This is a genomic window from Actinoplanes sp. NPDC049265, from assembly GCF_043197135.1.
Lineage (GTDB): Bacteria > Actinomycetota > Actinomycetes > Mycobacteriales > Micromonosporaceae > Actinoplanes.
The window spans coordinates 123,537-141,564 of the sequence record NZ_JBICSP010000013.1 but is presented as its reverse complement, the minus strand read 5'-3'; the positions used below and the strand labels follow the sequence as shown (position 1 = coordinate 141,564).

Here is an 18,028-nt window from a genome sequence, read left to right as displayed (position 1 = left end):
GGACTCCTAGTGGGCGCTGTGCTCGGAGTCGAGCAGCTTGCGGATCTTCAGGACGATCTCCCCGAACTCGGGCGTGTTGATGTTCTCGAGCCGCCGCGGCCGGGGGAGCGCGACCTCGACGACGTCGGCCAACCGGCCGGGTCGCGGTGTCATGACCACGACGCGGTCGGCGAGGAGCACCGCCTCGGGGATGCTGTGCGTCACGAACAGCACGGTCTTGCGGTCCTGGTCCCAGATCTTCAGCAGGTCCAGTCCCATCTGGTCGCGGGTCATCGCGTCGAGGGCGCCGAACGGCTCGTCCATGAGCAGGATGCGCGGGTCGTGCATCAGGGCGCGGCCGATCCCGACCCGCTGTTGCATGCCGCCGGACAGCTCGTGGGGGTACCGGTCGCCGAACTCCTCCAGGCCGAGCATCACCAGCAGTTCGTCGGCCTTGGCGTGGGTCGCAGCGTCCCGGGCGTGGTGCAGGTCGGGCGACGTCAGCAGGTTCTTCCGTACGGTGCGCCAGGGCAGTAGCAGCGGTTGCTGGAAGACCATCCCGAGCTGATTGCGATGGGTGTCCTCGGACGCCCCGAAGGTGACCTGTCCGGAGGTCTGGCGGGAGAGGCCCATGATGATCCGCAGCAGCGTGCTCTTGCCGCAGCCGCTGGGGCCGACGATGGAGATGAACTCACCGGCCCGGACGCTGAGGGAGACGTCGTCGAGGGCCTGGACGGTCCCGCCGGACTTCGTCGGGTAGAGCATGGACAGCGAGTCCAAGCGGATCACGCGGTCGGTGTCGGTGCCGGTCGGCATGTCTGTCCTTTCTCATCTGCTCGGCTCGTCGGGCGGGGAGCGATCAGCCGGTCGCTTCGGGCCATGTGCCGCCCATCTCCTTGGTCAGTCGCTTGCAGGCGGCCTTCAGCGCCGTGGCCTCGCGGGAGTCGAGCGCCTCCGGCAGCATCCGCTCGGTGCCGACGGCCGCGATCGTGGCGCAGATTCCGGCCGCCGCGAACACCGGCGCCGCGAGGACGCAGATGCCGCGGTGGTTGACGTTGCTGCTCATGCCGTCCTGCCGGATCGCCTCGATGCGACGGCGGGTCTCGGCGCGCTGGGGCTCGGGGAGGCTGCCGGTGAGCCGGTCGGCGTGGAACTGGTCGGGTAGGAAGGCCAGGAAGACCTTGGCCTGCGAGGAGTTCAGGGCGAGCTGCGAGCCCACGCGTACGGTCACCAGCGTGGCGTGGTCGGCCTCCTCCACCAGCGAGACCACCGGGCCGGAGGCGCCCCACAGGGACAGCACGATGCTGACCTTGATCTCGAGCGCGAGTTCGCGCAGGTAGGCCGGCGCCATCTGGATGATGCGCTGCTGTCCCAGCGTGAAGCTGCCGAGCTGCAGGATCGACCGTCCGGGACGGACGAGTGCGGAGTCCTCCACGCGATCGAGGAGGCCGGCGCTGATCATCGAGCTGAAGTAGCGGTGCACCGTGGTCCGTTTCAGACCGAGCCGGCGGGTGGCCTCGGCGACGGAGAGCTCCGGAGTCTCCGGACCGAACAGCCCGAGGATCTGGGCTGTCCTGCTCACCGCCTGGATGTCCTGCTCGCGAGCAGTCTCCGGCTTCTCGGCCTGGCCCTCCGTCATTGGCTCTCACCCGTCTCGTTACGTGTCCACAGAGCGTGCGCGATGTTCGCAGTACGGACGGAGACTAGGCGTGACCTACGTCTCTCGGCAAGGTTTCCCTGCGGTTTCTCAACGATGTTGTACGAAACGCAGCCGTCTTGACAGACCGGATAGCGAACTCTCAGTCTGTGATGCGAACACCCGCCCACCGCCTGGAGACTTCATGGCTGACTCACCCGCCGTCATCAAGTTGCTGAACGGCTGCGTTGATCTGCACTGCCATTCCGGCCCGAACCCGTTCCCCCGACGCATCGACCATGCCGAGGCCGGCAAGGACGGCGAACGGCTCGGTATGCGGGGTGTGCTGGTGAAGTCCCACCACCACAACACCGTCATGGACCTGCTGGCGATGCGCGACCGGCTGGCCGGGATCAGCACCCCGGTCTTCGGCGGCATCACCCTGAACAGCATGGTCGGCGGCATCAACCCGCAGGCGGTGGCCATGTCCCTGCGCATGGGCGGCCGGGCCGTGTGGTTTCCGACGTTCTCGGCCGGCCGGCACATCGACTGCCACCCGGAGGGCGTCGGCTTCCCCACGGCGAGCGTCGAGGTGCCGTCGTCCCGGGTCGACATCCACCAGGAGGACGGCGAGCTCATCCCTCAGGTCCACGAGGTGCTCGACCTGGTGCGGGAGAGCAACGCGATGGTGACCGGCGGTCACATGGAGACCGAGTCGATCACCCAGCTGTTCGCCGCGGCCAAGGACCAGGGCGTCACCCGGATGCTTCTCAACCACCCCGACTACGTCATCGGCGCGGACGAGGCGAAGTGCCGTGAGCTCGTCGGCTATGGAGCGTTCATCGAGCACGAGACCGGCTTCTACGACCCCGAGGGGACCAAGAAGTGGGACCCGAAGGCCCTCCTGGACTGGATCGGGAAGATCGGCCCGGAGCACACCGTGATCGCCTCCGACCTCGGTCAGAAGGATCGCCCGCTGCCGGTGGACTCCTACATCCGCGTCGCCACCGCGCTGCTGGACCTCGGCCTGGACGAGCGGTCCCTGCGACAGATCTTTTGCGACAACCCGGCTTTCCTGCTCGGTCTGGAGGACTGATGACCACCCTGGCCACCCCGCCCGACGTGGAGTTCTCCGACCTCGGTGCGGGTGATCCCGACGAGACGACCGCGGGCGGTTCGTCGACCTGGTATTTCCGCGGGCACAACTTCGTGCTCGCCCACACCACGCTGGTCGCCGGCGACGTGCTGGAGCGGGGCGATCAGCCGGACGAGTACGTCGTGATCCTCCCGTACGAGGAGTCCAGCGTCGAGGTCCGTGCGTCGGGGGAAGTCGTGTCGGTCGCGGGCAAGGCGGTGGTGATGGTCCCGCCGGGCCGCAGCGCGATCGCCGGCGTCGACGACTGCACGGTCGTACGGCTGTTCAGCTCTCGGTCCACCGACCTGCTGGACAAGGCGCGCAACAGCGATTCGTACGCGGAGCCACACCCGAATGTCCGGCCGTTCGAGCCGTGGCCGGACCCGCCGGAGGGTTATCGCATCCGGCCCTACCGGCTGGCCGACCTGGCGGTGACGCAGGACGCCGTCCGCCCGGGCCAGATCGTGCGGTGCAGCACCTTCATGGTCAACTTCCTGGCACCCCGGGTCGGTCCGCGTGATCCCGACAGCCTCTCGCCGCACGACCACGACGACTTCGAGCAGTGCTCGCTCGCCGTGGAGGGGGAGTACGTCCACCACCTGCGGACCCCATGGTCGAAGCGTCGCAGCGAGTGGCGTGAGGACCGGCACCTGCGGTGCGGCAGTCCCTCGGTGGCCGTGATCCCGCCGCCCATGATCCACACCAGCGAGGCCGTGGGCTCGGGGACCAACCAGCTGATCGACATCTTCTGTCCGCCGCGTCTGGACTTCTCCCGGACGCCGGGCCGAGTGCTCAACGAAGACACCTACCCCCTCCCCAACCCATAAAGGAAGGTCCCCTCGTGAAGACCAGACGAGCAATGAAGGTCGTATCTGGTGCGGTCGCCGTCCTGTGCGCGGCCGCAACGCTGAGTGCGTGCGGTGCCGACAGCGGGTCCGGCGAATCGACCGGGTCCGGCAAGCTGACGTCGGTGAAGTTCGCGATGGCGTCCCCGAGCTGGAACGCCGGCTTCGCGGTCATGGCCGTCGTGGAGGCCGAGGGGTTCTACGAGCAGGAGGGTCTGAAGGTCACGACCAACCTGTTCCCGTCGGCCACCCAGGCGGCCCAGCAGGTCGCGGCCGGCGGAGCCGATCTCGGTCTCATGACGGTCGAGCCCGTGGCCATCGGGCACGACAAGGACCTGAACCTGGCCTACTTCAGCTCGTACTGGCCCAAGTGGATCTACAGCCTGGAGGTGCCGGCCGGCTCGGCCGTGAAGAGCATCGCCGACCTGAAGGGCAAGAAGATCGGCGTCACCGCGGTCGCGAGCTCCGGCGCGACGTTCGCCCGGACCGCGATGAAGCTCAACGGCATGGGCGAGAACGATGCCAGCCTGGTGCCGATCGGCGCCGGCGCCCAGCAGATCAACGCCATCAAGAGCGGCCAGGTCGACGCGTTGGCGCTCTGGGACATCCAGTACCAGGCGGTCAAGAACGCCGGCATCACCCTGACGCCGCTTCCGGTCAACGAGACGGCGGACGCGTGGGGCGGCGGCTTCGCGGCGACCCGCAAGAACCTCGACGCCAAGAAGGACGTCCACGAACGGTTCGGCCGTGCGGTGGCCAAGGCGTTCGTCTTCGCCCAGGCCAACCCCGAGGCCGCGATCCGCGACCTGTGGAAGCTCCACCCGGAGACCCGCGGGTCCGACCCGGAGGAGAAGGCGCTGGCCGACGGGATCAAGGTCTTGCAGGTACGCCTGGCCGGACAGGGCTTCGACGACAAGACCCTGGGCCGGATCGACGACGCCGCGTTCACCCGTTCGATCGACTTCATGGCCTCGGCCGGGCTGGTCAAGAAGTTCCCGGCGAAGGAGGTCTACACCGACGTGATGTTCAAGGCGTTCAACGACTTCTCGTACGACGACATCCGCCAGAAGGCGAAGGACGCCGCCCGATGAGCAGCTCGTACGTGTACACCTCGGTCCGGACCCCGTTCGGCCGGTTCAACGGAGCCCTGGCCGACACCAGGACCGACGATCTGGCCGCGACCGCTCTGAAGGGGCTCCTCGACCGATCGCCGGGCCTGGATCCCGGCCTGGTCGGTGACGTGTTCTGGGGCAACGCCAACGGTGCCGGCGAGGACAACCGCAACGTCGGCCGGATGGCCGTGCTGCTGGCGGGCATGCCCGTGTCGGTGACCGCCACCACGGTGAACCGGCTCTGCGGCTCGTCGCTGGACGCCGCCATGATGGCCGCACGCATGATCGAGGTCGGCGACGCGGAGATCGCGATCGCCGGAGGCGTGGAGTCGATGACGCGGGCGCCCTGGGTGCTGCCGAAACCGTCGCGCCGGTTCCCGGCCGGCGACGTCACCGCCGTCTCCACGACGCTGGGCTGGCGGCTGGTGAACGAGCGGATGCCGGCCGAGTGGACGGCCTCGCTGGGGGAGTGCAACGAGCAGCTGCGGGAGAAGTTCTCGATCTCGCGCGAGCGGCAGGACGAGTTCGGCGCCCGCTCGCACCGCCTCGCGGCCGAGGCGTGGGAGAAGGGCTTCTACGACGGCCTCGTCGTGCCCGTACCCGGCGCCGACCTGGTCCGCGACGAGAGCATCCGGGCCGGCACCTCGATCGAGGCGCTGGCCGGGCTGAAGCCGGCGTTCCGGCCCGACGGGACGATCACCGCCGGCAACTGCTCACCGCTGAACGACGGTGCGAGCGCGGTCCTGCTGGGCTCGGCGCGCGCGGCCGCGACCATCGGTCGTGACCCGGTCGCGCGGATCGCCGGTCGCGGTGGGGCGGCGCTGGAGCCGCAGCAGTTCGGCTATGCCCCGGTCGAGGCGGCCAACGACGCGCTCGAACGGGCCGGCATCAGCTGGGACGATGTCGGCGCCGTCGAGCTGAACGAGGCGTTCGCCGTACAGTCGATCGCCTGTGTCGACGCCTGGCTCGAGCTCGGGCTGCGGGACGCCGAGGTCGTCAACGCCAAGGGCGGGGCGATCGCCATCGGGCATCCACTGGGCGCATCCGGCGGGCGGATTCTCGGCACCCTCGCGGCGCGGCTCGTGGAGTCCGGCGAACGATGGGGCGTGGCCGCCATCTGCATCGGCGTGGGTCAAGGCTTGGCGGTTGTGCTGGAGAACGTCGCATGACGTTGCTCTGCACCTCGGCCGACGAGGCGGTCAGCGGCATCGCCGACGGCTCGACGGTGCTGGTCGGCGGATTCGGCCCGGCCGGCATGCCGTACGACCTGATCGACGCGTTGATCCGGCAGGGAGCGCGGGACCTCACCGTCGTGTCGAACAACGCGGGCAACGCCGACACCGGGCTCGCGGCGCTGCTCGCGGCCGGTCAGGTGCGCAAGATCGTGTGCTCGTTCCCCCGGCAGACCGACTCCTGGGTCTTCGACGAGCTGTACCGCGGCGGCAAGATCGAGCTCGAGGTCGCGCCCCAGGGGAACCTGGCCGAGCGCATGCGTGCCGCCGGAGCCGGGATCGGCGGGTTCTACACCCGCACCGGAGCCGGGACGCTGCTCGCCGAGGGAAAGGAGACCCGCGAGATCGACGGCCGGACGTACGTCCTCGAGCTGCCCATCGCCGCCGACGTCGCGCTCATCAGCGCCCACACCGCCGACACCCTCGGGAATCTCGTCTACCGCAAGACGGCACGCAACTTCGCGCCCGTCATGGCGACGGCCGCGACGACCACCGTGGTGCAGGTGCAGCACGTCGTCGAGCCAGGCGGGCTGGATCCCGAGGCCGTGGTCACCCCCGGCATCTACGTCGACCGGATCGTGCGGGTGTCGTCATGAGCGTGGTGTCCGCGGGCATCGTCGAGCACACCGGCCGTGGCCCGCTCGGCCGGGACGAGATGGCCCGGGTGCTCGCCGGCGACATTCCCCGCGGGGCGTACGTCAACCTCGGCATCGGCCAGCCCACGACCGTCGCCGACCACCTCTCCCCGGACTCGGGGGTCATCCTCCACACCGAGAACGGCATGCTCGGCATGGGGCCGGCGGCGACGGGTGACGCGATCGATCCCGACCTGATGAACGCGGGCAAGTTCCCGGTGACCGAGCTGCCCGGCGCCTCCTACTTCCACCACGCCGACTCGTTCGCCATGATGCGAGGCGGCCACCTCGACCTGTGCGTCCTCGGCGCCTACCAGGTCTCGGCAGCGGGGGATCTCGCCAACTGGCACACCGGCGAGCCCGACGCGATCCCGGCGGTCGGCGGGGCCATGGACCTCGCCGTGGGCGCCCGGCAGATCTTCGTGCTGATGTCGCTGTTCACCCGGACCGGCCGGCCGAAGCTCGTCCGGGAATGCACCTATCCGCTGACCGCTCTGCGGTGCGTGAACCGGATCTACACCGACGTCGCCACGTTCGAGATCACCGATGGGGACCAGGTCCTCGTCCGCGAGACGTGGGGGATCTCGTTCTCCGAACTCCGCTCGCGCCTCGACGTCCGATTGGAGCGATATGTTCACTAGTTTTTACATCGGGGGTACGTGGGTCGATCCGGCCACGCCGCGGACCTTGGACGTCCTCGATCCCGCCACCGAGAAGACGTTCGCGACGATCAGCCTCGGGACGGCCGAGGACATCGACCGCGCCGTGGTCGCGGCGCGCGCCGCCTTCGCCGCGTACTCGCAGGTGAGCGTGAAGCAACGGCTGCAGTACCTGGAGCGGATCATCGCCGGCTTCCGGGCCCGGCTGCCCGAGATCGCCCGGACGATGACCCGGGAGATGGGGTCGCCGATCACGTTCTCGACGGAACGCCAGGCCACTGTCGCGCTCTTCCACTTCGAGGAGGCGGCCCGCGTGCTCGCGGACTACCCCTTCGAGGAGGAGATGGGAGCCGGGATCGTGCGGCGCGAGCCGATCGGGGTCTGCGGCCTCATCACGCCGTGGAACTGGCCGCTGAACCAGGTCGCGTCGAAGGTGGCCCCGGCCCTCGCCACGGGATGCACCGTGGTGCTCAAGCCGAGCGAGATCGCGCCGCTCAGCGCCATGGTGCTGGCCGAGGTCATCCACGACGCCGGGCTCCCGCCCGGAGTGTTCAACCTCGTCAACGGTGACGGTCCCACGGTCGGTGAGGCCATCGCGGCGCACCCCGGCATCGACATGGTCTCGCTCACCGGTTCGACCGGCGCCGGTATCAGGGTCTCCAAGCTCGCGGCCGACACGGTGAAGCGCGTCGCGCTCGAGCTCGGCGGCAAGTCAGCCAACATCATCCTGCCCGACGCCGACCTGGAGTCCGCGGTCGTCGCCGGGGTGCACGCGTGCTACACCAACGCCGGCCAGAACTGCCAGTCGCCCACGCGGATGCTCGTGCACCGCTCGCAGCGCGACGAGGCGTACGCCGCCGCCCGGCGGGCGGTCGAGCAGGTCCGTCTCGGGGACCCGCTCGATCCGTCGACCACGATGGGGCCCGTGGTGAGCCAGGCTCAGCTGGAGAAGATCACCGCCCTCATGCGGTCCGGGATCGACGAGGGCGCGACGCTCGTGGCCGGCGGCCCCGGTCGCCCCGACCAGCTCGACCAGGGGTTCTACGTCCGCCCGACCGTGTTCGGCGACGTCACACCGCAGATGCGGATCGCGCGCGAGGAGATCTTCGGCCCCGTGCTCTCGATCCTGCTCTACGAGACCGAGGACGAGGCCGTCGAGATCGCCAACGACACGCCGTTCGGGCTGGCGGGCTTCGTGCAGTCGACAGACCCGGACCGAGCCCGCAAGATCGCCAACCGCATCCGCGCGGGACGCGTCTATCTCAACGGCGCTCCGTTCGACCGCAGCCTGCCGTTCGGCGGCTACAAACAGTCGGGGAACGGGCGGGAGTTCGGGCGGTTCGGCTTCGAGGAGTACCTCGAGGTGAAGGCCGTGATCGGATGGTGACCGCCGACCACAGCGAGCGGCTCTCCGTCCTGCTGGACCGCGAGGAGCTCTTCGACCTGGTGCGGCGCGAACGCTTCGCTCGCGACCAGCGGCTCTTCGACGTGATGCGGGACTGCTTCCACGACGACGCCTACGTCCGGACCACGTGGTACGAGGGACGCGGCGGTGAGGCGTACGTCGAGGCGACGAAGACGTGGATGAAGCGCACCGGGAACAGCAAGCACTGGGTCTTCCCCGCCTACGCTCGGGTCGAGGGCGACCGGGCGACCGTCGAGAGCCCCGCGAAGATCTTCAACCGCACCACGGTGGAGGGAGTGGAGGTCGACTTCCACGCCTACTGCCGGTTCTTCTCACGGGCCGTCCGGAACGAAGGGCGGTGGCGGCTGATGAGCTTCGAGGTCCTGCTGGAACGCGACGAGCTGCGCCCCGTCCACGCGGGTGAGCCGCTCCCGGTCGACGTGGCCCGGCTCGCCGGACTCCGGCCGTCCTACCGGTTCCTCACCTGGATCCAGTCGACCCGCGGCGTGACGGTGAGTCAGGACCTGCTCGGCGACGACCGGCCGGCCGAGCTCGACGCGTTCCACCAGGGCGAGACGGCCTGGCTCGCCGGCCGACGCTAACCGCCCCGGCTTCGGCTAGCATCGACTCTGATCGATGGTTCCCATCGCCGGGGGAAGGTAGATGCCATGCGTCTCCGTGCTGCGGTCACCGCCGCGCTGACCGTGCTCACCGCCACAGTCGTCGTCACCGTGGCCTCGCCGCCGCAGCGGGCGGAGGCGCTGGACAACGGGCTCACGCTCACTCCGCCGATGGGGTTCAACGACTGGAACGCCTTCGGCTGCGACGTCAGCGAGAAGCTCATCAAGGACACCGCCGACCTGTTCGTCGCCGGCGGGCTCAAGGCGGCCGGGTACGAGTACGTCAACATCGACGACTGCTGGATGACCCACGAGCGCGACCCGAACACCGGCCGGCTGGTGCCCGACCCGGTGAAGTTTCCCGACGGCATCGACGGCACCGCCGAATACGTGCACGCCCGGGGACTCAAGCTCGGCATCTACGAGGACGCCGGCACCGCCACCTGCGCGGGGTATCCGGGCAGCCTCGGCCACGAGGCGGTCGACGCGCAGACGTTCGCGGACTGGGGCGTCGACTACCTCAAGTACGACAACTGCAACAACGCCGGGTCGACGACGACCGAGGAGTACATCGCCCGCTACTCGGCCATGCGCGACGCGCTCGCCTCGACCGGCCGGCCGATCGTCTACAGCATCTGCGAGTGGGGTGTGAACGCGCCGTGGACCTGGGCGCCGGAGGTCGGCAACCTGTGGCGGACCACCGGCGACATCAGCGACAACTGGGGCAGCCTGAAATCGATCATCAACCAGAACAAACCCCTTCATCCGTACGCGGGACCCGGCGCGTTCAACGACCCGGACATGCTCGAGGTCGGCAACGGCGGGATGACCGACGTCGAATACCGCACCCACTTCGCGCTGTGGGCGATGATGGCCGCGCCCCTGCTGATCGGCACCGACCTGCGCCGGGCCACCCCCGCGACGATGGCGATCCTGACCAACACCGAGCTGATCGCCGTCGACCAGGACAAGCTCGGCAAGCAGGCCAGGCCGATCGCCGACGCCGGCGGCCTCACCGTTTTCGCCAAGCCCCTCGCCGGCGGCGACGTCGCCGTGGCGCTCTACAACGAGACCGACGCACCCGCGTCGATCCGGACCGACGCACACTCGGCCGGCCTGCCGAAGGCGGCCGGATATCTCGTCCGTGACCTGTGGCAGCACAGCACCGCCGAGACCGCGGGCACCATCGCCGCGACGGTTCCCGCACACGGCACCGCCGTCTACCGCGTCTCCGTCGCCGGCCGCGACTGGCGGCGCCATCCGCCGTTGACCCAGCTCTCGGCTACCCTGCCCGATGCGCCGGTCATCGCCGGGCAGGTGCTGGTCGAGCCGGGCCGGCCGGTCACGGTCCGCACCGCGTTCGTCGACGACGGCCGGCAGCCGGTCCGCGACGCGGCCGCGACGCTCACCGCCCCCGACGGCTGGAGCGTCGCCGTCAAGTCCAGCCCGGTCGCGCCGATCCTGCCGACCGGGCACACCTTGAAGACGCGGTGGAAAGTCACGCCGCCGCCCGGCGCCGCCCCCGGCACCTACCAGCTCACGGCCGGCGCCGTGTACGGCTGGGGCACCGGCAAGTGGGGCATCACGAGCACGATCGTGCCGCTCCTCGTCGCCGCGCCGCCCCCGACCGGCACGACCTACCTGTCCGACCTGGCCTGGCTGTCGGCGAGTAACGCCTGGGGACCGGTCGAGAAGGACATGAGCAACGGCGAGACCGCCCCCCGTGACGGACACACCATCACCATCAACGGTGCGACGTACCCGAAAGGCCTGGGCACCAACGCGCCGAGCGAGCTCGACTACTACCTCGGCGGCACGTGTACTGGTCTGCGGGCCGACGTCGGCATCGACGACGAGAAGGACAACAGCCCGGCCAACGCCACGTTCCAGATCTACACGGGCTCGACGCTGAAGGCCGACAGCGGCCCGATGACCTCGGCCGACCCGGCGAAGCCACTGACGGCCGACCTGACCGGTGCGCAGACGCTCCGGCTCGTGGTGACCGACAACGGAACCCCCGACAGCGACCACGCTGACTGGGCCGGCATCCGCATCACCTGCTCCTGACGCACTCGGCCGTTGATCGCCGCGGCCGGGGCGTGGGACGTGGCCCGCTTCCTCGTCGGCCACGCGAACAGCGCGGTTACCAGCCGGGTCGGTCCCGCTACCGGTTGTGGTTTCTCTTCGCTAGAGTGCTACGCGTCGATGCAAAGGGGCAGCCTGTCGTGGAATGGATCGGTCTGGCGGAAGCGGTTCAGCTTCTTCGCGATGAGCTGACGATCGCGCAGGACAACGGATCGGACGAGGCGTTACGGTTCGACGTCGGAACGATCGAGATGGAGTTCTCCCTCGTCGCCCGGCGCACCGGCGGAGGGCGGGCCGGCGTGCAGTTCGGCATCGTCACCGTCGGGGTCGATGGCGCCGTCTCGCAGGAGTCGACGCATCGCGTCAAGGTCACCCTGCAGCCCAAGGAATTCGCGACAGGGCGGGCACCGCAGGTATCGGGCCGGGCGGACACAGTTCCGGACCGGTGACCGGGCGTGGTGACGCGCGAACGAGCCTGTGAGGTCTACGCGCCGCCACTGCGTGGTTCGGGCACCCTGGTAAGGGACCGGCTCGTGCTGACCGCGGCGCATGTCGTCGGCGGGGTCGGCACCGACGCATGGGTGCGTTTCCTCGGCCACAGCGACAATGTCAAATGTCGGGTAGCGGTCCGGGACCAAGCTGCGGACACCGCCCTCTTGCGGATCATCGACCAGGGAACCAGGCAGAGAGATCCGATGTCCGGGGTCCCGTCGGTGCCGTGGGGGATGCTGGTGTCCTCCGGAGCGGGCATCCGCTGCGAGGCACTCGGCTTCCCGGAGGTCCGGGTGACGCCGGACAAGGTCCATGAGGTCGAGCATCTGTCCGGCACGATCAACCCGGTCGGCGGCGACAAGACGAGCCGCCTCGCCGTGGACGTGGACACGTCGCCCGCACCTGCCCCGCGATCCCAGCAGTCGCGGTGGGCCGGCACGTCCGGTGCCGGCATATTCGTCGACCGGTTCCTGGTCGGCATCGTGTCTGAAGATGCCCACGGGTACGAGAGCCGTCGCCTGACCGTGGTGCCCGCCACGGAGTTCGGCCCGGACGTGGCCCAGATGGTATGGCCCGAGGTCGAGGACGTCCGGTCCGTCCTCGAGCCGGTCGAGTTGGCTGGGCTGCAGGCCTTTCTTCCAGAACCGCTATCGCCGGCGGCCCTGTTGCGGGCCGACGTGCGGGCCGTGCCGTTTCGCCGGCACAACCGTGAGAAGCCTTTCGACGAGTTGCGCCGGTGGTGCGAGACGCCGGAGCCGTTGTCCGTTGCCCTGGTAACCGGGCCGGGCGGGCAGGGCAAGACCCGGCTCGCCCTCGAACTCGCCGAGGAACTCCGTGGCGCCGGTTGGAAAATCTCGCGCATGGGCCGGTACGCCGGGCCGGAGGCGTTTCGGTTCCTTTCCACGGTGGCGGTGCGGCTGCTGGTCGTCGTGGACTATGCGGAACAGCGCCGAGATCAGATGATCATGCTCGACCGGGCACTGGCCGGACGAGACCCCCTTCTGCCGCCGGTGCGGGTGTTGCAGCTGGCCCGTCAGGACGGAGAGTGGCGCCGTGGGCTGGACGGGGCACTGCCGCTGGACAAGGTCGGCTGCGACATAGAGTTGGCCGCACTGCATCCGGACCCCGCTGAGCGGGCGCAGGCGTTCACCACGGCGGTCCACGCATACGCCGGCCGGCTGCGCCACCTGCCCGGCTACCAGGACATCGACTGGTCGGCGGCGGCCAATCGCGTACCGATGCCAGATCTGACCGACCAAGCGACCGCCCTGGCGGTACAGGCTCAGGCTGTGGCCGGTCTCCTCGATGCGGGACAACTGGTCGACGAACCGGTGGGTCCCGCCGCCGCGACGAACGACGTCCTTGATGATCATGAATCTCGATATTGGGCGGGTGCGGCCGCGCGCTGCGGCCTGGACTTGGCCGCGACGACCCAGCGGTACGCGATCGCGATGGCGGTTCTGCTGCCGGCAACCGATCTCGACGAGGCCCTACGCGTCCTCGCCTGTGTGCCCGGGCTTCGGGACTCCGACGAGGACCGACGTATCAAAGTAGCCGAATGGCTCGCCGGTCTCTATCCGCAACGAGGTGCGCAATGGGGCGAAGTCTTGCCCAACCTCATGGCCGAGCGCCTCGTGGGTGCCGTCCTGGCCACCAGCCCGCACCTTCTGGACCAAGTCCTGCCGGCCGCATCGGCAACGCAGGCTCACCAAGCCCTCACCGTGCTCGCCCGGGCGTCCGCGCACCAGCCCCGGCTCCGGCCGATCATCACGCGGCTCGTGGCCGAGGGCACCGAGACGCTCCGAGCGACCGCCGCCGCCGTTGCCATCGAGACGCCCCAGCATCGTCCGCTGACGACCGGAATCGACCGGTACATCGACGGTCACCGCGACGACCCTGATCGGTTGACCACACTGTACGAGGCGTTTCCGGCCGGAGGACACCTGCATGCGGACCGTGCGGCCGAAGTCGGTCAGCTCATCGTCGCCGGCCGTAGGCGGCAGTTGCCGACCCGACCGTGGATCCTCCGAGTCCTGCACTGGAGACTGCGTCCGCGAGAGGTGCCGGCGCACACGAGCCTCGCCACGGCGGTGACCGCGATGTCAAGTCGGTTGGCGGCCGCGGGCCAGTCGACGGGCGCGTTGGCCGCGGCGGAGGAAGCGGTCGGGCTGTACCGCCGGCTGGCGCGAGCCAAACCCGACATCCATCAGGCCGAGAACGCGGATGGCGCCGGCGATCTCGCCCGGTCGTTGGGCGTGCTTTCGAGGCGCTGTGTCGCTGCCGGACAACACAAGGCCGCCCGGTCCGCGGCCGAGAAGGCAGTGCGTCTGCTCCGCCGTCTGGACCGGCGCGATCCTGGCCGATACGGAGCCGACCTGGCCCGCGCGTGGGTGACCCTCGCCGGTCGCCGGGCGGCCCTGGACGACCACAAAGGCGCTGTCGCCGCGTCGGAGGCGGCGGTGTCCGCCTACCGGAATCTGGTGGCGACGAACCCCGGCCGCCACGATGCCGACCTGGCGGGAGCGCTCGACGACCTGTCGAGCCGCTACGCGAATGTGTCGCACGGGCGTGCCGCTCTCGACGCGACGGACTCCGCCGTCAAGGTGTATCGGCGACTTGCTGACCGGGAGCCGCACAGGTTCGAGCCGGACCTGGCGAGGCTGCTCGGCGTCTTGTCCGATCGCCGCGCCGATCTCAGCCTGCTCGAGGACGCCCTCGCCGCCGCGAGTGAGGCCGTGACACTCTACCGACGGCTGGCAACCACTCGGCCGTCGATGTACGAACCGGAGCTGGCCGGATCACTGGAGACCCTGTCCCGCCGCATGGCAAGCCTGAACCTGCTGCCAGGGGCGCTCGCGACGATCATGGAGGCGGTCGCCGTCTACCGGCGGCTGGCCGGGGCCCACCCGGGGGCGTTCGAGCCGGGCCTGGCCCGGTCGCTGGAAGACTTGTCCGACCGGCTGGCCGCCGTAAACAAGCTGGCGCCCGCGCTGGCCGCCGTGACCGAGGCGGTTGAACGGTACGGCCGACTGGCCGACGGCGACCCGGGCGCGTACGAGCACGCGTTGGAGAGGTCGCTGGCGACATTGTCGAACCGGCTCGAAGCGCTGTCGCCGGTGGAGGACGCGCTCGGCGTCGTCCGGGGCGCCATCGATGTCTGCCGCCATCTGACCGAGCAGGAACGGGCCCCGATCCGCCCCCAGCTGGCTCGGTCGCTGGGCAAGTATTCCAAGGATCTGGCCTACCTCAGCCACGGCGACGAGGCATTGACCACCGCCCAGGAGGCGCTCTCGCTGTATCGTGACCTCGCCGCCGCGGATCCTGACCGCTATGAAGCGGATCTGGCCATGTGCTTCGTGACGATGGCGAACAGATTCACGGCACTTGGTCGCGACGAAGACGCCCTTGCCGCCACCGAGGATGCCGTCCGCAGCTATCACCGACTGGCCGAGAAGCAACCCGAGATCTTCGAGAACCGGTATGCCAATGCGTTGGTCAGCCTGTCGGCCGACCTTGTCGCGGCCGACCGGCGCGGCGAGGCGCTGTCTGTGTCCGAGAGAGCCGTCGACGTGTACCGCCGCAGGGTCGCAGCCCGGCCGGACGACACATCCGTACTCGAACTGGCTCAGGCGTTGGAAAATCTCGCGGCCGACCATTTCGCCCTCAGCCAGCACCGCGAATCGGAGATCCACACCTACGAAGCTCGTCGCCTGTACCAGGTTCTTGGAATGAGAACGTCGGATACGTCTTCACCGGTCACACACGAGGAGCATGATCGCATCGAGCAACGATCGAGAGACCAGGAGCCCGGTTAGTCCAACAACGTGGTCATCGAGCCCGCAGCCGCGGTCGTGCTCTACACCGACGGCCTCGTCGAACGGTGCCGCACCCACCTGGCCGTCGCCCGGCAAGGCCGGCACGGCCGTTCCTCGCCTAGCTCTGTGCGGGTTCGGGCAGGCTGAGGAATTCGAGCACGCCGGTGATCTCGAGGATGCGTCGCACGGCCCGGGTGGGGTTGCGTACGGCGAACCTGCGTCCGGTGTTGTCGGCGTGCTGGTAGGCGCTGATGAGGGCGCCGAGGGCGGCGGAATCCAGGAAGGTCACGTCAGCCAGGTCGGCGACGACGGTGGTGGTCTCCTGGGTGTCGAGCTCGGTGATCAGCAGGTCGCGCAGCGCTTTGGCGGCGACCATGTCGAGCTCGCCCTTGAGAAAGGCGATGCAGCTCTGGCCGGCTGTGGTGATGCGCGCGGACCACAAGGGTGCGGGAGGCATCGGGTGTCCTAGCGTCGGTGGGTGTGCGGCTCGGCCTGCGGGCACCGCGACGCCTGAATAGTCCTACCGTACCCACGGTGGACGGCCGTCACGCGCGCCGCAGCTGTGAGATTCGCGGTTGATCACCGTGGGGTCGTACGGCCATCAGGGCGACGTCGTCTTCGTGGTCGTTGCCGGCGAACCGTTGGTAGAGCGTGTCCAGGAGCTCGGGAAGCGGCAGGTGGCCGAGCGTGGCGACGGCGGCGTGGAGTTCACGTTCGCACTCGTCGAAGGGGCGTCGCCGGGTCTCGATCAGCCCATCGGTGTAGAAGAGCACGGTCGCGTCGGCCGGTAGGGCATGGGTATGGGTGGTCCGCGGGGTGAGGTGTGGCACCCCGATCATGGGGTCGCGCCCGTCGAGCGCGGTGACACCGGTGCCGGTGATCAGCAGCGGGCTGGGGTGTCCGGCGTTGGACCAGCGCAGCTGGTGGCCTCGGCCGCCGGCGTCCGGGGAGAGGTAGGCCAGCAGGAGGGTCGCGGTGATCCGATCGTCGAGGGCGCGGTTGGCGGCGTCGAGGCGGCGGATGAGCGCGGCGGGTGGTTCGTGGCGGTCGATCAGGAGCAGGCGCAGTTTGCTGCGGAGCTGGCCCATGCGGGCGGCGGCGCCCATGTCGTGGCCGGTGACGTCGCCGATGACCAGGGCGAGCTGCCTGGGGTCGAGGCGGACGGCGTCGTACCAGTCGCCGCCGACATGCTCCCCGCGAGCGGCCGGTTCGTACCGGGCGGCTACCTCGTAGGGCGCTGTGTCGGGAAGGTCGGTCAGCATCGCTCGTTGCAGCACGGTGGCGACGTTCTCCCGGGAGAACAGGTAGTCGGCGCGTTGCAGCGCTTGCGCGACGAAGCCGGCCAGCGCGGCCAGGACTGCCTGGTCGGCCGGATCGAGCACGCACGGCTGTCTCCAGACGAAAGTGAGCGCGCCGATCGGCCCGCCCAGGCCCGGCAGCGGCACGCTGGCGGCGGACTGCCAGCCCAACTCGGTGAACGTGTCGGCGGCGTCGGGCGTCAGCGCCCGCACCGAGGCCAGGTCGGGCAGCAGCACCGGGGCGCCGATCCGGGCGGCCAGGGCCGAGGGGGTGGCCGCGGTTCCGGGGTAGCGTTTCCAGCGCTCCGCGACGGATGCCGGTAGCGACATGCCGGACTGCAGGGTGACACGGCCGGCCGGATCGAGCAGGGACACTCCGACGTAGGCGGGGTTCAGGGAGCTGGTGACCAGATCGCGTACGACGCCGACGACGTCGTCGCCGGTGCTGGTGTCGGCCAGCGCGACACTGGCGCGCAACAGCAGCTGGGTGCGGTTGAATGCCGCGTCGGCCGTGGCGCTTCGCTTGCGGAGGTCGTCCTCGCCCTGCCGGGCGGCGCGGGTCGCGATCCGTAGTCGCAGCATGTCGCTGCACGCCGCGGCCAGGTCGGCCAGCACGGTGAGCTCGCGAGAGGTCCACCGCCGCGCAGCGCTGTCGATCGCGCACAACGAGCCGAGGACGTTTCCGGCGTCGTCGGTCAACGGCATCCCGGCATAGCCGACGACGTTCAGATCCTCGATCGCGGGATTTCCGGCGGTCCGGGGGTCGGTGCGGGCGTCCTCGACGATCAACGGTGCGGCCGTGACGACGACATGCCGGCAGAACGAGTGCGACAACGGGGTCTGCCGCTGCTGCTGCCAGGGGTGCCCGAGCCCGCAGGCGCCGGGGAAGATCTGCCGGTCGGCCTCGACTAGGCTGACCAGGGCGACCGGTACGGCCAGGACGGTTCGGACCATCGCGGTGAACCGATCCAGCGCCGGATCCGGGGTAGCGGTGAGCCCGGTGTCGGCCAGCGCCGAGAGGCGGCCCGCGGCGGACAGGGACTCCGATGGCTGGTGAGGGGTCACGCCACCTCTTCGGTG

15 protein-coding genes are annotated in these 18,028 nt (G+C 69.7%); 11 read left to right on the top strand and 4 right to left on the bottom strand.

What is annotated here, in order from left to right:
* Positions 1 to 6: 6 nt before the first annotated feature.
* Both ACGFIO_RS28390 and ACGFIO_RS28385 read right to left on the bottom strand, forming a co-directional pair.
* Positions 7 to 795, bottom strand: coding sequence for an ABC transporter ATP-binding protein (locus ACGFIO_RS28390; protein WP_392830226.1), 789 nt, complete (start codon positions 793 to 795; stop codon positions 7 to 9).
* Between the two features lie 43 nt (positions 796 to 838).
* Complete coding sequence (locus tag ACGFIO_RS28385) at positions 839 to 1,618, bottom strand: IclR family transcriptional regulator (protein ID WP_392830224.1); 780 nt, start codon at positions 1,616 to 1,618, stop codon at positions 839 to 841.
* 202 nt (positions 1,619 to 1,820) lie between these two features.
* Here ACGFIO_RS28385 and ACGFIO_RS28380 point away from each other — a divergent pair, with 202 nt between their 5' ends.
* The 11 genes from ACGFIO_RS28380 (at position 1,821) to ACGFIO_RS28330 (ending at position 15,650) form a co-directional block, all read left to right on the top strand.
* Positions 1,821 to 2,711 (top strand): DUF6282 family protein, encoded by an 891-nt coding sequence (locus tag ACGFIO_RS28380; protein WP_392830223.1) that lies wholly within the window; start codon positions 1,821 to 1,823, stop codon positions 2,709 to 2,711.
* A complete protein-coding gene (locus ACGFIO_RS28375) occupies positions 2,711 to 3,577 on the top strand; it encodes a hypothetical protein (RefSeq protein ID WP_392830221.1) in 867 nt (288 codons plus the stop codon). Before ACGFIO_RS28380 ends, ACGFIO_RS28375 begins: the two co-directional genes overlap by 1 nt.
* A gap of 143 nt (positions 3,578 to 3,720) precedes the next feature.
* Entirely contained in the window at positions 3,721 to 4,686 is a 966-nt protein-coding gene (locus ACGFIO_RS28370) for an ABC transporter substrate-binding protein (RefSeq protein ID WP_392830219.1), read from the top strand.
* Positions 4,683 to 5,876, top strand: a complete 1,194-nt coding sequence (locus ACGFIO_RS28365) for a thiolase family protein (RefSeq protein ID WP_392830217.1) — start codon at positions 4,683 to 4,685, stop codon at positions 5,874 to 5,876. Before ACGFIO_RS28370 ends, ACGFIO_RS28365 begins: the two co-directional genes overlap by 4 nt.
* A complete protein-coding gene (locus ACGFIO_RS28360; protein WP_392830215.1) occupies positions 5,873 to 6,535 on the top strand; it encodes a 3-oxoacid CoA-transferase subunit A in 663 nt (220 codons plus the stop codon). Before ACGFIO_RS28365 ends, ACGFIO_RS28360 begins: the two co-directional genes overlap by 4 nt.
* Positions 6,532 to 7,215: a 3-oxoacid CoA-transferase subunit B gene (locus ACGFIO_RS28355; RefSeq protein ID WP_392830213.1), complete on the top strand. Its 684-nt coding sequence runs from the start codon at positions 6,532 to 6,534 to the stop codon at positions 7,213 to 7,215. Before ACGFIO_RS28360 ends, ACGFIO_RS28355 begins: the two co-directional genes overlap by 4 nt.
* Positions 7,205 to 8,620: an aldehyde dehydrogenase family protein gene (locus ACGFIO_RS28350; protein WP_392830211.1), complete on the top strand. Its 1,416-nt coding sequence runs from the start codon at positions 7,205 to 7,207 to the stop codon at positions 8,618 to 8,620. Before ACGFIO_RS28355 ends, ACGFIO_RS28350 begins: the two co-directional genes overlap by 11 nt.
* On the top strand, positions 8,614 to 9,240 hold the full coding sequence (locus tag ACGFIO_RS28345) for a nuclear transport factor 2 family protein (RefSeq protein WP_392830209.1): 627 nt from the start codon (positions 8,614 to 8,616) through the stop codon (positions 9,238 to 9,240). The genes ACGFIO_RS28350 and ACGFIO_RS28345 overlap by 7 nt, the downstream gene beginning before the upstream one ends.
* A gap of 66 nt (positions 9,241 to 9,306) precedes the next feature.
* The gene (locus ACGFIO_RS28340; RefSeq protein WP_392830207.1) at positions 9,307 to 11,325 is read left to right on the top strand and encodes an NPCBM/NEW2 domain-containing protein; all 2,019 of its coding nucleotides are present in this window, start codon (positions 9,307 to 9,309) and stop codon (positions 11,323 to 11,325) included.
* A 158-nt stretch (positions 11,326 to 11,483) separates the two neighbouring features.
* Positions 11,484 to 11,792, top strand: a complete 309-nt coding sequence (locus ACGFIO_RS28335) for a trypco2 family protein (protein WP_392830205.1) — start codon at positions 11,484 to 11,486, stop codon at positions 11,790 to 11,792.
* Between the two features lie 84 nt (positions 11,793 to 11,876).
* Positions 11,877 to 15,650 (top strand): hypothetical protein, encoded by a 3,774-nt coding sequence (locus ACGFIO_RS28330; RefSeq protein ID WP_392830203.1) that lies wholly within the window; start codon positions 11,877 to 11,879, stop codon positions 15,648 to 15,650.
* A 118-nt stretch (positions 15,651 to 15,768) separates the two neighbouring features.
* Here ACGFIO_RS28330 and ACGFIO_RS28325 read toward each other — a convergent pair whose 3' ends face one another.
* Positions 15,769 to 16,107, bottom strand: a complete 339-nt coding sequence (locus tag ACGFIO_RS28325) for an STAS domain-containing protein (RefSeq protein ID WP_392830201.1) — start codon at positions 16,105 to 16,107, stop codon at positions 15,769 to 15,771.
* Between the two features lie 88 nt (positions 16,108 to 16,195).
* The gene (locus tag ACGFIO_RS28320) at positions 16,196 to 18,013 is read right to left on the bottom strand and encodes a GAF domain-containing SpoIIE family protein phosphatase (protein WP_392830199.1); all 1,818 of its coding nucleotides are present in this window, start codon (positions 18,011 to 18,013) and stop codon (positions 16,196 to 16,198) included.
* Positions 18,014 to 18,028: the final 15 nt, after the last annotated feature.

Bases quoted from the DNA above. Each gene is read 5' to 3' on its own strand.
- ACGFIO_RS28390 (WP_392830226.1), bottom strand. From the start codon at position 795: ATGCCGACCGGCACCGACACCGACCGCGTGATCCGCTTGGACTCGCTG.
- ACGFIO_RS28385 (WP_392830224.1), bottom strand. From the start codon at position 1,618: ATGACGGAGGGCCAGGCCGAGAAGCCGGAGACTGCTCGCGAGCAGGAC.
- ACGFIO_RS28380 (WP_392830223.1), top strand. From the start codon at position 1,821: ATGGCTGACTCACCCGCCGTCATCAAGTTGCTGAACGGCTGCGTTGAT.
- ACGFIO_RS28375 (WP_392830221.1), top strand. From the start codon at position 2,711: ATGACCACCCTGGCCACCCCGCCCGACGTGGAGTTCTCCGACCTCGGT.
- ACGFIO_RS28365 (WP_392830217.1), top strand. From the start codon at position 4,683: ATGAGCAGCTCGTACGTGTACACCTCGGTCCGGACCCCGTTCGGCCGG.
- ACGFIO_RS28360 (WP_392830215.1), top strand. From the start codon at position 5,873: ATGACGTTGCTCTGCACCTCGGCCGACGAGGCGGTCAGCGGCATCGCC.
- ACGFIO_RS28355 (WP_392830213.1), top strand. From the start codon at position 6,532: ATGAGCGTGGTGTCCGCGGGCATCGTCGAGCACACCGGCCGTGGCCCG.
- ACGFIO_RS28350 (WP_392830211.1), top strand. From the start codon at position 7,205: ATGTTCACTAGTTTTTACATCGGGGGTACGTGGGTCGATCCGGCCACG.
- ACGFIO_RS28345 (WP_392830209.1), top strand. From the start codon at position 8,614: ATGGTGACCGCCGACCACAGCGAGCGGCTCTCCGTCCTGCTGGACCGC.
- ACGFIO_RS28340 (WP_392830207.1), top strand. From the start codon at position 9,307: ATGCGTCTCCGTGCTGCGGTCACCGCCGCGCTGACCGTGCTCACCGCC.
- ACGFIO_RS28325 (WP_392830201.1), bottom strand. From the start codon at position 16,107: ATGCCTCCCGCACCCTTGTGGTCCGCGCGCATCACCACAGCCGGCCAG.